The organism is Hymenobacter sp. (genome assembly GCF_036387835.1).
Taxonomy (GTDB): Bacteria; Bacteroidota; Bacteroidia; order Cytophagales; family Hymenobacteraceae; genus Hymenobacter.
In genome coordinates this window covers 1-13,228 of the sequence record NZ_DASVSY010000013.1, presented here as the reverse complement: position 1 = coordinate 13,228, position 13,228 = coordinate 1, and the positions used below count along the sequence as shown (strand labels likewise).

Genomic DNA, 13,228 nt, shown 5'->3' with positions numbered 1-13,228 from the left:
ACCCCTCTGCGCCCTCTGCGGGAACCCTACTTCGCACATGACCTTCGACTTAGTAACCAACGACCCGCATACCAAAGCTCGCGCCGGTATCATCCAAACCGACCACGGCATTATTGAAACGCCCATTTTTATGCCGGTCGGCACGGCGGGCACCGTGAAAGCCGTGCAGCAGCGCGACCTCACCCACGATGTGCAGGCCCAGATCATCCTCGGCAACACCTACCACCTCTACCTCCGCCCCGGCCTCGACGTGCTGCAGAAAGCCGGTGGCCTGCACCAATTCAATGGCTGGGACCGGCCCATCCTCACCGATTCGGGCGGCTACCAGGTGTACTCGCTTAGCGGCACCCGCAAAATCAAGGAGGAGGGCGTGAAATTCCGCTCCCACATTGATGGCAGCCAGCACTTGTTTACGCCGGAAGGCGTGATGGACATTCAGCGCACCATCGGGGCCGACATTATCATGGCCTTCGACGAGTGTACGCCCTGGCCCTGCGAGTACGACTACGCCCGCCGCTCCCTCGACATGACGCACCGCTGGCTCACGCGCTGCATCCAGCGCTTCGACAGCACCGAGGGCCACTACGGCTACTCGCAGACGCTGTTCCCCATTGTGCAGGGCAGCACGTTCAAGGACTTACGCATCAAGTCAGCAGAATTTATAGCCGAGTTGCAGCGTGAGGGCAATGCCATTGGCGGCCTGAGCGTGGGCGAGCCCGCCGAGCTGATGTACGAGATGACCGAGCTGGTTTGCGACATTCTGCCCAAAGACAAGCCGCGCTACCTGATGGGCGTGGGCACACCGGCCAATATTCTGGAGAATATAGCGTTGGGCGTAGATATGTTCGACTGCGTTATGCCGACCCGAAATGCCCGCAACGGCATGCTCTTCACCACGCAGGGCATCGTCAACATCAGCAACAAGAAGTGGGCCGATGACTTCGAACCGATTGACGCTGAACTAGGTGGCTATGTTAGTACGTTCTATTCGAAAGCCTACGTGCGTCACCTGTTCCACAGCAAGGAAATGCTCGGCCCGCAAATTGCCTCCATTCACAACCTCACGTTCTACCTGTGGCTGGTGAAGCAAGCCCGCCAGCAGATTCTGGCCGGTACCTTCCGCGAGTGGAAGGACCGAATGGTGAAGCAAGTGATGACCAGGCTGTAGTAAGCTGTTAGCTTGAATTCAAGATTAAAAAAGATAATAGCTAGCAGCATTTTGTACGATGATAAGTATTTTTTCCTTGAAGCGTTTGCCAATTTCCAAGTCGATAATTATCGGTTTGTTCATCTACATATCCGCACTGGTGCTGTATATACCATTCACACCAAAATATGCTTCTCATAGTCCCTTAAGTGTTTTGGCAGAAGCAACTGATCGGGTCTGCATATGGATAGGAACCTGTATCGTATTGTCTTATATGCTACATACCAGTCGCCTCGTTCGTAGTACCTCTAATGGTCGTTATGCCTATTGGATGATGTGGTGGCTTTATGGCTCACTTTTACTCTTCATGATCCTGCTCTATCTGATGCTACCGTCAGACGAAATAGACGCTGATCCTTTCTGGGGGTAGAAATAACAGATCGGAACGTATATGCACAGAAACGCAAAAGCCCTAAACGAGCAACCAACACCTAACAATGAAGCTGCTCGATAAATACATTCTCAAGAAATTCCTCACGGCCTTCTTCTTCACTGTGGTGGTGTTGGTGATGGTAATTTGCGTGATTGACTTCACCGAGAAGAACGACGACTTTCTAAAGCACAGCCTGGGCGTGAAGCAGATTATGCTGGAATACTACGTGAACCTGTTTCCGTATTATGCCAACCTGCTTTCCCCTATCACCGTGTTTATTGCGGTGGTTTTCGTGACGGCGCAGCTAGCGGCGCGCACCGAGATTGTGGCTATTCTGGCCAGCGGCGTGAGCTTCAAGCGGCTGCTGGTGCCTTACATGATGGGCAGCACCATTCTGGCCGTTGTCACCATGGGCCTCACGGGTTGGGTTATTCCGTACGCCAACAAAACCCGCGTCGACTTCGAGCGGAAGTACGTCAAGAACCCTTACCACTTCAAGGGGCGCAACGTGCACATCAAAATCGGGCCGAAGAGCTACGCCTACATGGAGAGCTACGACAACGTGAACAACGTGGGCTACAAGTTTGCGCTGGAAACCGTGGAAGGAACTCTGCTCAAGCGCCGCATGACGGCCGAGGCCATCACCTGGGATTCCACCAAACGGGCTTGGCGCCTCACGCCGCAGCTGGTGCGCATCATCGATGGGCCGAAAGAGAGGCTGCTTACGCTACCACAACGCGATACCACGCTCAACCTTTACCCCAAAGATTTTGCCAGCACCTACCGCCTGAGCGAAACCCTGACGCTGCCCGAGCTAAACCGCTACATCCAGCAAAAGATAGACCGGGGCGCCGCCGATACACAGATCTATTTGAGTGATAAATACGAGCGGTACGCTTACCCCTACGCCATGTTCATCCTCACCATCATCGGGGTTATTATGAGTGCCCGGAAGTCGCGGGCGGGCGTTGGGGGGCAGATTGCGTTGGGTTTCGTGCTGGCATTCGTGTTTATCATCTTCGTTATTCTGAGTCGTAACTTTGCCCAAGTCGGCGACCTAAACCCCATGCTGGCCGCCTGGATACCAAGTATCGTCTTCACAGGTATCGGGCTGGTGTTGTACCGGGTGGTGCCTCGATAAAAGGTGAAGTTGTGAAATGGTGAGTTTGTGAATTTGACGCCCCAACGGCCTAAGCTGCTCAAATTCCAGTAACAGAACTCCAAACTCACAACTTCACCATTTCACAACTTCACTCAATGCTAAAAGACTACCTCCGCCTGCATTTCCTTGTGTTGCTCTGGGGCTTCACGGCTATCCTGGGGAAGCTGATTTCGGTGCCGCCGGTGGAGCTGGTGTTTTGGCGGACACTGTTGGCTACGGCGGGGTTGGGAGTGCTGCTAGCGGCGCGGCAGGTGGCGTGGCGCATTGCGCCAACTGAAGTGCTCCGGCTCCTGGGGGTGGGGGCATTGGTGGCGGTGCACTGGATTACGTTCTTCCTGGCGGCCCGCCTATCCTCGGTGAGTGTGTGCTTGGCGGGCATGGCGACGCTGGCTCTGTGGACGTCGCTGCTGGAGCCGCTGCTGCTGTGGCGGCGCGTGCGGGCTTATGAAGTGGGACTAAGCATGCTGACGATGATTGGGCTGTACCTGGTATCGAGGGCCGAGCTAGACCAGTTGGCGGGGCTGCTGGTGGCTATTTTATCGGCAGGATTGTCGGCGCTGTTCAGCGTGCTGAATTCGCAACTGGTGAAACGCCACGCGCCACTCCGGCTTACTTTCTACGAAATGGCCGGCGCCTGCCTTAGCATCGCGCTGTTTTTTCCGGTTTATAGCCGCTACTTCACCGAAGGTCGGGGTTTACAACTCGGCTTCCACGGCTATGACTGGTTGTGGCTTGGGGTATTGGCTGGCGCGTGTACGGTCTATGCCTTTTCGTCGTCGGTGGAGCTAATGAAGCGGCTGTCGGCTTTCGTGGTGAACCTGACTATCAATTTGGAGCCTGTGTACGGCATTTTGCTCGCCGTTTTGATTTTCGGCAGTGAAGAGAAAATGTCGCTCGGCTTCTACTTGGGTACGGTCGTGATACTATTTAGCGTACTTATTCACCCGGTTATCGACCAATGGAACCAACGGCGCATGCGGCGCAAAGAAGCAGCGGAAGTATTGATGGGGTAATGGTGAAGTTGTGATATGGCGAGATGGTACCACAACTTTTCTGGTCGTGGTAGTACTATTGTTGCTGATGTCCGCTGTGGCATTGCACGTGTCGTTCAACGATAGTGGCACCACAAAGCCCTCCGGACGATTCGTAGCACCACCCCACTACCTTACAATCTTCCATCCCAAACTAAATACGCTGCGGGTAGTGCCAGTTTTGGAGGCAATTCTAAACCCGGAAATAACCCATACACTGCCGAGCCGGAACCGGATAGGCTGACATACGTGGCACCAGCGGCGTAAAGCTGCTCCTTGATTTCACCGAGCACTGGGTAGAAGGGCGTTAGGGCATCTTCAAAATCATTGCTGATTGTTTCGCGCCACGTTTCTAGCGGCTGGCGTAGCGCCTCACGCAAGTCGTGGCGGGGTGGGCGGGGCGTTACGCGGGAATACGCTTCGGCGGTGCTGATGTGCAGGCCCGGGTACACGACTTTGCACCCCGTACCGGTCAGGTTCAAGCTAACTTCCTCGAATACGTCCCCTTTTTCGTAGGCAAAAACCGGTTTGTTGGCGATGAAGAACGCACAGTCGGAGCCGAGCTGCCGGGCGTAGCCAACGAGGATTTCAACCGACAAATTCAATTCATACAAGTCGTTCAGGGCACGTAGTGCAAACGCCGCGTCGGCCGAGCCGCCGCCTAAGCCAGCACCAATTGGCACTACTTTGTGCAGGTACTGGCGCACTGGCGGCAGGTTGAAATCAACTCGGAGCAACTCGTAAGCGCGATGGCAAAGGTTGGTGCTTGGGTCGCCGGGAATGGGGATGCCGGTAAGGGTGAGCGTGGTTTCGGCGGGCTCCGAGGCGGGTAGCACTTCCAGGGCGTCGCACCACGGCAGGGGCACAAATACCGATTCGAGGTTGCGGAAACCGTCGGGCCGCTGGCCTGTGATGTAAAGGCCGAGGTTGAGTTTAGCGTTTGGAAAAACGAGCATGGCGCAAAGGTAGTTGTGAGTTGTGAGTTGCCGGTTGTGAGTTGCCAGAAGGGATTTGCTCACAACTGCTAACTCACAACCGGCAACTCGTAACTGACAACTACCTTTAAACCCGAATTACGTGATGCTTCCGTATGTTGAACTCTGCCAACTGGTACTGCCGCTGGGGCAAGCGCGTCATGGACGTCGGGCTTGCGGCACCGCTGTTACTGGTGGCGGTGCCCGTGCTATTGGTTGTGGCGGCGCTGCTGGCGGCGCAAAACAGCGGGTCTTGGCTGTTTCGGCAGCAGCGGCCAGGGCTACATGGGCAGTTGTTCATCCTGTACAAGCTCCAAACAATGACTACCGCCCACGACGCTCAAGGCCACCTGCTACCGGATGTGCAACGTCTGCCGCGCCTAGGTCGTTGGGTGCGGGCCACCTCACTCGACGAGCTGCCTCAACTCTGGAACGTATTGTGCGGTGATTTGAGCTTAGTAGGCCCCCGGCCCTTGCTGCCCGAATATCTCCCGCTGTATTCTCCAACACAGGCCCGGCGGCATCTGGTCTTACCAGGCCTTACCGGCTGGGCACAGGTAAATGGCCGCAACGCTATTAGCTGGGAGCAGAAGTTTCTGTACGACGTCTGGTACGTAGACCATATCAGCTTGTCGCTCGACCTGCGCATTCTGTTTCGTACTGCCTTACGGGTGATAGGCGCTCAAAACATCAATGCTCCGGGGCAGGCTACTACCGAGCCTTTTCGGGGCTCTCCGCTTTCCTCGGCTTCCTCCTCCGACTTTCTGGCTTCCTCATGACGATTCGTTCCCATCCTTCTATTCATGATGCTGAAAGCCAGCCGTTACGCCCACTGGCTATTTTTGGGGCCGGGGGCCTCGGCCGGGAGGTATTGGTGCTGGTGCATCAAATTAATGAACAACTGCCCACCTGGCAGCTCACCGGTTTCTATGACGATGTCCGCCCCGCAACAGACACGGTGCACGGGTTTCCCTACCTGGGCTCTGTTACCGACCTCAATGCGGTTAGCACTCCCTTGCATGTGGTGGTAGCAGTTGGCAACAGCCAGAGCCGGGCCGCCGTGGTAGCACGGCTTGTTTCCTCCCACCTCTCATTTGCCACCCTGATTCATCCGGGGGTGGCCTGCGCCGCTTACCAGCACTTGCAAATCGGGGCGGGCTGCATTATCACGCAGGGTTGCATCCTGACCACCGATATTACCCTGGGTCAGCACGTACTACTCAATTTGGGCTGTACCATTGGGCACGATGCGGTGCTGGAAGACTTCTGCTCCCTGATGCCCCACGCCAATGTTGGTGGGGCGGCGCATCTGGCAAATGGGGTGTACTTGGGCACCAATGCCACAATTATCAACCAAGTGCAGGTGGGCGCCCACACGATTGTGGGCGCCGGCGCCGTAGCCGTCCGCGACTTACCTGCCGGTTGCACGGCCGTTGGCGTGCCGGCGCAGGCCATCAAAATTAAGCAATACCAGATGTAGCAGCTACCTTTAGCCTACTTATCCAACTAAGATCAATTCAACCGGCGTCGGGTGCTCTTTACCGGCGCTATCTGCTGCTTTCCGTACTATCGCCCCTACTACCCCGCAACACCTATACCACGAGCACAAGCCGCAGCTTATGCTTGATTCCCTTTATGCGCAGCCAAGACTACGACCGTTTATACTTATCCCCGCCTCATCTGGGCCGGCACGAAATCAATTACTTACATAAAGCGCTTGAGGACAATTGGGTGGCTCCTACCGGTCCTAACTTAGATGGTTTTGAGCGGGATATTTGCGAGTACACCGGCGTCGGCCATTGCTTGGCCCTCACCTCGGGCACGGCGGCTATTCATTTAGGGTTGATTCTGCTAGGGGTCGGTCCCGGTGATGTGGTGTTGTGCCCGTCGTTTACGTTCGTAGCCACCGCCAATCCTATCACCTACCTCGGGGCCACGCCCGTTTTCGTCGACAGCGAAGCCGATACCTGGAACCTGTGCCCCGAGCGGCTCCGCGAAGCCATAGAAGACCAACTCAGGCAAGGCCGCCGGCCACGGGCGCTGCTTGTAGTGCACCTGTACGGCATGCCCGCCAAGCTGCGCGAAATCCTGGCCATAGCGGCCGAATACGACATTCCTGTACTCGAAGACGCGGCCGAGGCACTAGGCTCTCGTTACGCTGGCCAGCCGTTGGGCTCTTTCGGGGCCGTGGGGATTTTCTCGTTCAACGGCAACAAAATCCTGACGACCAGCGGCGGTGGCGCATTGCTTACCAACAACCTTGAATGGGCACGCAGGGCTCGTTTTCTAGCCACGCAGGCCAAAGATGCGGCGTCCCACTACCAACATTCCGAAACGGGCTACAACTACCGTCTCAGCAACCTGCTCGCGGGCATTGGCCGGGGGCAAATGGAGCTCATTGAGGACCGGGTGAAGCGTCGCCGCGAAATTTTCGCGTGGTATCAGGAGCATCTGGCCACTATACCGGGGCTACAAGTTGGGCCCACCGAACCAGCCGGCAGCCGCAGCAACCGCTGGCTCACCACCCTGCTCCTTGACCCCAACGAAACCACCGTCACGCCCGAGCAGCTACGCCTGCACCTCGAAACGCGCAATATTGAAAGCCGGCCGCTCTGGAAGCCCCTGCACTTGCAGCCGCTTTTTGCCACTGCCTCTGTGTATGGTGGCTCCATTTGCGCAGACTTGTTCACCAGGGGCCTCTGCCTGCCTTCCGGCACAGCCATGACCGAAATGGATTTGCGGCGCGTAGTGGGTGCCGTGCGGGAAGTACTGTAGCTCCCTGTACTCTAAAAGACCTGAGCAGTTGCGCCCCCTGCGCACCGCATGAGCATTCTTTATCTACCTATTGCCTTTATCTACCTATTGCGTAGGTGATGCCGCCTAGCAGATGCCGTAGGAACAGGGGCTCTTGGTAGCTTTCGTCGGTGTGGCCCAGAGCAGTGTAGAAGGCACGGCCGCCGTCGTAGGCGTGGCACCAGGCAATGGGGTGGTTCGGCCCGTTGGTGCCTCCTGAGTAAGTCGTTTCATCGAGCGTAGCTAGTACCCGCAGATCGGTAGCCAGGCTGCGGAAGTTATACCACTCATCGGTCCGTACCCACTTGGCCGGCAGGAAACTTGTAGCCGGGTGCGTATTATCAATTACGTTGACCGTGGCCTGCTGAATGTTAGGATGCTTGTTGAAATAAGCTCCTACCAGGCCATTGTACCAAGGCCACTCGTACTCGGTGTCTGTGGCAGCATGAACCCCTACAAACCCGCGCCCTAGTCGAATGTATTGCTCGAAGGCTGTTTGCTGTTCCGCGTTTAATACGTCCTGCGTGGTACTCAAAAATACCACTGCCTTATACTTCCGCAGGGTATCGAGCTGAAAGCGCGTGGCCTGGTTGGTTGTATCAACACGAAAGTTGTTCTCCCGTCCTAGTTGCTGAATCGCTTTTATACCAGCCGGAATGGAGGTATGATAGAACCCGGCCGTCTTGTAAAAGACCAGAACAGTCTTGGCCTTGGTAGCAGCTGATTGCGCCGGTTCCACTTTTTGAGAACACCCGAGTAGAAGCCCAAAAGGCACGACCAAAAAACAGCGAGGCAGACGCATAAGAAAGCATATTAAGAAGTGAACACTTTTCTGTACGAGCTCCGCCGCTACTTAGTACTGCAACAACGGTAGCATATACTTCGCTCTAGGACCCAAGTGAAATCTGTCTGCTACTTGCCTGATATGCTCCTTACTATACCGTTTATGGCCTCCAAATCAGTACAAGACCTAGCAGCAGAGTATATAAAGTTCATTCCGTAGTTTTAAGGGCACAAAAGCTTCGGGGGTGAGTACAAGGCGCGCATGCGTAGTATGCTTTGCGTAAACTCCAACTAGCTACACCTTCTGCATAACAGAAGCAAAAGCTTGCTCTAGATCGGCTAACAACTCACCGACAGGCTCAATGCCGACTGACAGCCGCACTAACCCAACGGTGATACCTAAATCTACCTGTTGCTCGGGCGTAAGCGAACGGTGCGAAGTACCAAGCGGATACGACAGCGACGAATCGACCCCAGCCAGTGAGGGAGCAAACGGGAACCGGGTTGAGGCGCGCATGAACTGGTTAACAACTTCCTTATCATCTTCCAGTTGAAACGACAGCATGCCGCCAAACAACTCTCCTCCCTGCTCAGAAGCCAGCAGGTGTTGCGGATGCTCGGGCAACCCCGGATAGTACACTGCCCGCACGGCCGGCTGTTGCTGCAGAAAACCTGCAATAGCCTCCGCGTTGCGGCAGTGAGCTTCCATGCGTAGGCGCAGCGTTTTCAGGCCTCGTACCGCCAGCCAGCTTTCCATTGGGCTTAATGTGAGCCCGAACAGCATACCGATCTGTTTGAGCCGAGCTGCATCCTCTTCAGCCCGCGCCACTACCACGCCGGCCGTCACATCCGAATGGCCGGAAATGTACTTTGTCACGCTATGCAACACCAAATCGGCCTCGTATTCGAAAGGCCGGGTAAGGACCGGCGTAGCAAACGTATTGTCGACCACCAGCTTCAGCCCGTGGGCATGACAAGCTTCGGCGGCCCCGCGCAGATCTACCACCCGTAGCAGCGGGTTGCTGATGGTTTCGCAGAGCAATAGCCGGGTGCGAGGTTGTACGTAAGGTGTCAGGTTGCTGCTTAAGTCCTCGAAAGGCACGTAGGTCACGGCAATACCTAGCCGGTTCAGCTCCAGGTTCAGCAGCGCCGACGAGCCGCCGTAGATGTCGGCCGCACATAGTACATGGTCGCCGGCCGTACAGTACGCCATAATAGCCGCGAATATGGCTGCCATTCCTGAGCCTGTAGCAATAGCCCCGGCGCCGTCCTCCAAGTTATTTACTGCATTGGCTAGCTCGTCGGAGTTGGGGTTGCCGTTGCGCGAGTACATGTAGCGGCTCCCCGGCTCGCCGAAGTACAGTTCCAACTCGTTCAGATCCTCGAACTTGAAAACCGAAGTCTGGTAAATCGGGGTGATTTTAGGAACGATCTGCATATGTCGTTTTACGCAATGGTTTGGAATGTGAAACTACCAATCCAACTTCCTCTTTCCTGAACTGGCAAAGTAGCCTGGCAACTCGCCACCAAACTCTGCGGTTTAACGCCCCGAACCCTTTGCTGGAAAATGAAAAAGCCTCTCCTGCAAAGGAAAGGCTTTTCTTTTCAAGCTGAAACCTACGTTTACGCCGAAGCGCCTTCGGCCAGCACAATCACATTGTTGCGAAGCACTTCAACCACGCCCCCTTCAATATGGTAAGAAGCCCGGCCCGTTGCGCTGTTCAGTACAACGTCGCCTTCTTTGAGGGCCGAAATAAGCGGCGCGTGGTTGTTGAGTACCTCAAACAGGCCATCTGCACCCGGAAACTGAGCCGACGTAACCTCGCCTTCAAAAACTTTCCGGTCCGGCGTGATGATTTCTAAATGCATGGATTGAATGTTGATTGTTGAAAGCTGATTGTTGAAAGCCGAACGATCAACAATCGGCTTCCAACAATCAACAACCAAGTTACTTCGCTTCGGCAATCAGTTTTTCACCTTTCGCAATAGCGTCTTCAATGGTGCCTACCAGGTTGAAGGCCGCCTCTGGAAGGTGGTCGTAGGTACCGTCGATGATGGCGTTAAAGCCTTTGATGGTATCCTTAATATCAACCAGCACACCGGCGAGGCCCGTGAATTGCTCGGCCACGAAGAAGGGCTGCGACAGGAAACGCTGCACCCGACGGGCACGCGTTACGGTTAATTTGTCTTCCTCGCTCAATTCATCCATCCCTAGAATGGCGATGATATCCTGCAGTTCCTTGTAGCGCTGCAGAATCTCTTTTACGCGCTGAGCGGTGTTGTAGTGCTCTTCGCCAAGAACATCAACCGACAGGATGCGCGAAGTAGAGTCCAGCGGATCAACGGCCGGGTAGATGCCAAGCTCGGCAATCTTGCGGCTTAGTACCGTGGTAGCGTCCAAGTGGGCGAAGGTGTTGGCCGGAGCCGGGTCAGTCAAGTCATCGGCAGGCACATATACAGCCTGTACCGACGTGATAGAGCCACGCTTGGTCGAGGTGATACGCTCCTGCATGGCACCCATTTCGGTGGCCAGCGTGGGCTGGTATCCTACGGCCGATGGCATACGACCCAACAGAGCCGATACTTCGGAACCTGCCTGCGTGAAGCGGAAAATGTTGTCGATGAAGAACAGGATGTCGCGGCCAGCACCAGAGCCGTCGCCGTCGCGGAAGTTCTCGGCAATCGTCAAACCCGACAAAGCCACGCGGGCGCGGGCTCCGGGGGGCTCGTTCATCTGGCCGAACACCAGGGTAGCTTGCGACTTCAGCAGCTCGTTCTGGTCAACCTTGGTCAGGTCCCAGCCACCGGCTTCCATCGAGTGCTTGAACTCCTCACCGTACTTGATGATGTCGGATTCGATGAATTCGCGCAGCAAGTCGTTGCCCTCGCGGGTACGCTCCCCTACACCAGCAAACACCGACAGACCTTCGTAGGCCTTGGCGATGTTGTTTACCAGCTCCATGATGAGTACGGTTTTGCCTACTCCGGCACCACCGAACAAACCAATTTTACCGCCCTTTACATACGGGGCGAGCAGGTCGATTACTTTGATACCCGTAAACAGGATTTCCGACGAGGTAGCCAGATCTTCGAAAGGTGGCGCCTGCCGGTGAATCGACATCGGGCCGTCGCTCTTCGGCTGCGGAATGCCGTCGATGGCTTGGCCAATTACGTTGAAAAGGCGGCCTTTTACGCCTTCGCCGGTTGGCATCGACATAGGTGCTCCCAGGTCGCGCACAGCGGCGCCACGGGTCAGGCCTTCAGTTGAATCCATGGCGATGGTACGCACACGGTCTTCGCCCAGGTGTTGCTGACACTCCAGGATTACCACCTGGCCATTGTCTTTTGTAACTTCGAGGGCGTCGAGAATATTAGGAAGCTTTGCGTTTTCACCCGCGAAGCTCACGTCCACGACGGGACCAATAACCTGGGTGATTTTGCCGGTATTCGCCATTGCGGTTCTTTATAGTAGTGGGGCAACGTTTCAGGCCGCAAAACTACGGCTTAATCCCCGCTTTGCCAAAGCGCCGCTCCAACGAAAGTTTGCTGGAATCGCCTCAGCTTTGGGGGCCCTGAAAATCAGCCACTCAGGTCCTGCAAAAGGCCTTCAACCAGTGGGGTCGACTGAATTTTCTTGAAAAATTTCTCGGCGAAAGTTTGCCTTGAAAAAAAGCCCTAGTACATTTGCACACCCAAACGGCAAGCCACTTCTGGTAACCGCAAGGGAAATTGTCCGATGGTGTAACTGGCAACACGCTTGATTTTGATTCAAGAAAGTCCAGGTTCGAGCCCTGGTCGGACAACCGACTAAGTAAAGCGAAAGGCGCTGATTCTTCAATCCGAAGAGTTAGCGCCTTTCGCTTTTATTTTCACTGTCTTTTGGATCATTGGCGGCCGTGCTGCTTCTTCGCTACCCCATCCGCCGCACTTGTTGAATTCTGGTTCCTACTTTCTACAAATCCTATGGCACAGCAAGTAAAAATTTTTGCAGGGAATGCTTCTAACGTCCTGGCGGAGAAGATAGCGGAAGCCTACGGGCAGCCGCTCGGCGACCTTAGTATTCAGCGCTTTGCTGATACTGAGTTAGGGCCTAGTTTCAACGAGAGCGTGCGCGGCTGCGCAGTGTTTCTGATTCAGAGCACCACTCCGCCCGCCGAAAATCTGATGGAACTGGCCCTGATGGTGGACGCGGCCAAACGGGCTTCGGCGTACAAGGTCAACATTGTGATGCCCTACATGGGCTACGCCCGGCAAGACCGCAAAGACAAGCCGCGCGTGAGCATCGGAGCCAAAGTAGTGGCCAACATGATTCAGAGTGTGGGCGCCGACCGCCTCATGACCTGCGACCTACACGCCGGCCAGATTCAAGGCTTCTTCGACATTCCCGTCGACCACCTCGACGGCGCCACCGTAACGGCACCCTACATCAAGTCGCTGGACCTCGATGACCTTATCTTCGCCTCCCCCGACGTGGGCGGCGTGGTTCGGACCCGCGCTTTCGCCAAGAAATTCGGCGCCGAAATCGTGGTCTGCGACAAAATGCGCCTGCGGGCCAATGAAATTGCTTCTATGCAAGTTATCGGCGACGTAGCGGGCATGAACGTGGTGCTCGTCGACGACATCGTGGATACGGCGGGCACCATCTGCAAAGCCGCCGAGTTGCTGATGGAACGCGGCGCCAAATCGGTGCGGGCCGTTATTACGCACGGTCTGCTCAGCGGCCCCGCCCACGAGCGGCTTCGTAATTCGGTGCTGGAAGAACTGGTTATCACCGACACGATTCCGCTGAAAGAAGAAAACGACAAGATTCGCGTCATTTCAGTGGCTAACCTCTTTGCCAACGCTATCCGCAACGTAGTTACGCACGAATCGATTAGCTCCCTGTTTGTCTAGCGCACAGTAGCG

General features: G+C 55.6%; 12 protein-coding genes and 1 tRNA gene. 8 read left to right on the top strand and 5 right to left on the bottom strand.

Annotation, left to right across the window (positions count from 1 at the left end; genetic code table 11):
• Positions 1-37 precede the first annotated feature (37 nt).
• From tgt to VF639_RS02900, 3 genes are all read left to right on the top strand, one after another.
• Positions 38-1,168 carry a tRNA guanosine(34) transglycosylase Tgt gene (tgt, locus tag VF639_RS02910; RefSeq protein ID WP_331144383.1) on the top strand — a complete coding sequence of 377 codons (1,131 nt, stop codon included), beginning with the start codon at positions 38-40 and terminating at the stop codon, positions 1,166-1,168.
• Between the two features lie 476 nt (positions 1,169-1,644).
• A complete protein-coding gene (locus tag VF639_RS02905; protein WP_331144382.1) occupies positions 1,645-2,721 on the top strand; it encodes an LptF/LptG family permease in 1,077 nt (358 codons plus the stop codon).
• 116 nt (positions 2,722-2,837) lie between these two features.
• Positions 2,838-3,755 carry a DMT family transporter gene (locus VF639_RS02900; protein WP_331144381.1) on the top strand — a complete coding sequence of 306 codons (918 nt, stop codon included), beginning with the start codon at positions 2,838-2,840 and terminating at the stop codon, positions 3,753-3,755.
• Between the two features lie 152 nt (positions 3,756-3,907).
• Here VF639_RS02900 and ispE read toward each other — a convergent pair whose 3' ends face one another.
• A complete protein-coding gene (ispE, locus tag VF639_RS02895) occupies positions 3,908-4,729 on the bottom strand; it encodes a 4-(cytidine 5'-diphospho)-2-C-methyl-D-erythritol kinase (protein ID WP_331144380.1) in 822 nt (273 codons plus the stop codon).
• Positions 4,730-4,863: 134 nt separating this feature from the next.
• Between ispE and VF639_RS02890 the strand changes: the two genes are divergently transcribed.
• The 3 genes from VF639_RS02890 (at position 4,864) to VF639_RS02880 (ending at position 7,522) form a co-directional block, all read left to right on the top strand.
• On the top strand, positions 4,864-5,526 hold the full coding sequence (locus VF639_RS02890) for a sugar transferase (protein WP_331144379.1): 663 nt from the start codon (positions 4,864-4,866) through the stop codon (positions 5,524-5,526).
• Positions 5,523-6,227: an acetyltransferase gene (locus VF639_RS02885; RefSeq protein ID WP_331144378.1), complete on the top strand. Its 705-nt coding sequence runs from the start codon at positions 5,523-5,525 to the stop codon at positions 6,225-6,227. The genes VF639_RS02890 and VF639_RS02885 overlap by 4 nt, the downstream gene beginning before the upstream one ends.
• A 155-nt stretch (positions 6,228-6,382) precedes the next feature.
• The gene (locus tag VF639_RS02880) at positions 6,383-7,522 is read left to right on the top strand and encodes a DegT/DnrJ/EryC1/StrS family aminotransferase (protein WP_331144377.1); all 1,140 of its coding nucleotides are present in this window, start codon (positions 6,383-6,385) and stop codon (positions 7,520-7,522) included.
• A 76-nt stretch (positions 7,523-7,598) separates the two neighbouring features.
• Here VF639_RS02880 and VF639_RS02875 read toward each other — a convergent pair whose 3' ends face one another.
• The 4 genes from VF639_RS02875 to atpD form a co-directional block, all read right to left on the bottom strand.
• Positions 7,599-8,342, bottom strand: coding sequence for a ThuA domain-containing protein (locus tag VF639_RS02875; RefSeq protein WP_331144376.1), 744 nt, complete (start codon positions 8,340-8,342; stop codon positions 7,599-7,601).
• Positions 8,343-8,618: 276 nt separating this feature from the next.
• The gene (locus VF639_RS02870) at positions 8,619-9,761 is read right to left on the bottom strand and encodes a trans-sulfuration enzyme family protein (RefSeq protein WP_331144375.1); all 1,143 of its coding nucleotides are present in this window, start codon (positions 9,759-9,761) and stop codon (positions 8,619-8,621) included.
• Between the two features lie 185 nt (positions 9,762-9,946).
• The gene (gene atpC / locus VF639_RS02865) at positions 9,947-10,192 is read right to left on the bottom strand and encodes an ATP synthase F1 subunit epsilon (RefSeq protein WP_331144374.1); all 246 of its coding nucleotides are present in this window, start codon (positions 10,190-10,192) and stop codon (positions 9,947-9,949) included.
• Positions 10,193-10,271: 79 nt separating this feature from the next.
• Positions 10,272-11,777: a F0F1 ATP synthase subunit beta gene (gene atpD / locus VF639_RS02860; protein WP_331144373.1), complete on the bottom strand. Its 1,506-nt coding sequence runs from the start codon at positions 11,775-11,777 to the stop codon at positions 10,272-10,274.
• A 276-nt stretch (positions 11,778-12,053) separates the two neighbouring features.
• Between atpD and VF639_RS02855 the strand changes: the two genes are divergently transcribed.
• Together VF639_RS02855 and VF639_RS02850 are read left to right on the top strand one after the other, a co-directional pair.
• Positions 12,054-12,126: transfer RNA gene (locus tag VF639_RS02855), tRNA-Gln, on the top strand.
• 160 nt (positions 12,127-12,286) lie between these two features.
• Positions 12,287-13,216 (top strand): ribose-phosphate pyrophosphokinase, encoded by a 930-nt coding sequence (locus VF639_RS02850; RefSeq protein ID WP_331144372.1) that lies wholly within the window; start codon positions 12,287-12,289, stop codon positions 13,214-13,216.
• Positions 13,217-13,228: the final 12 nt, after the last annotated feature.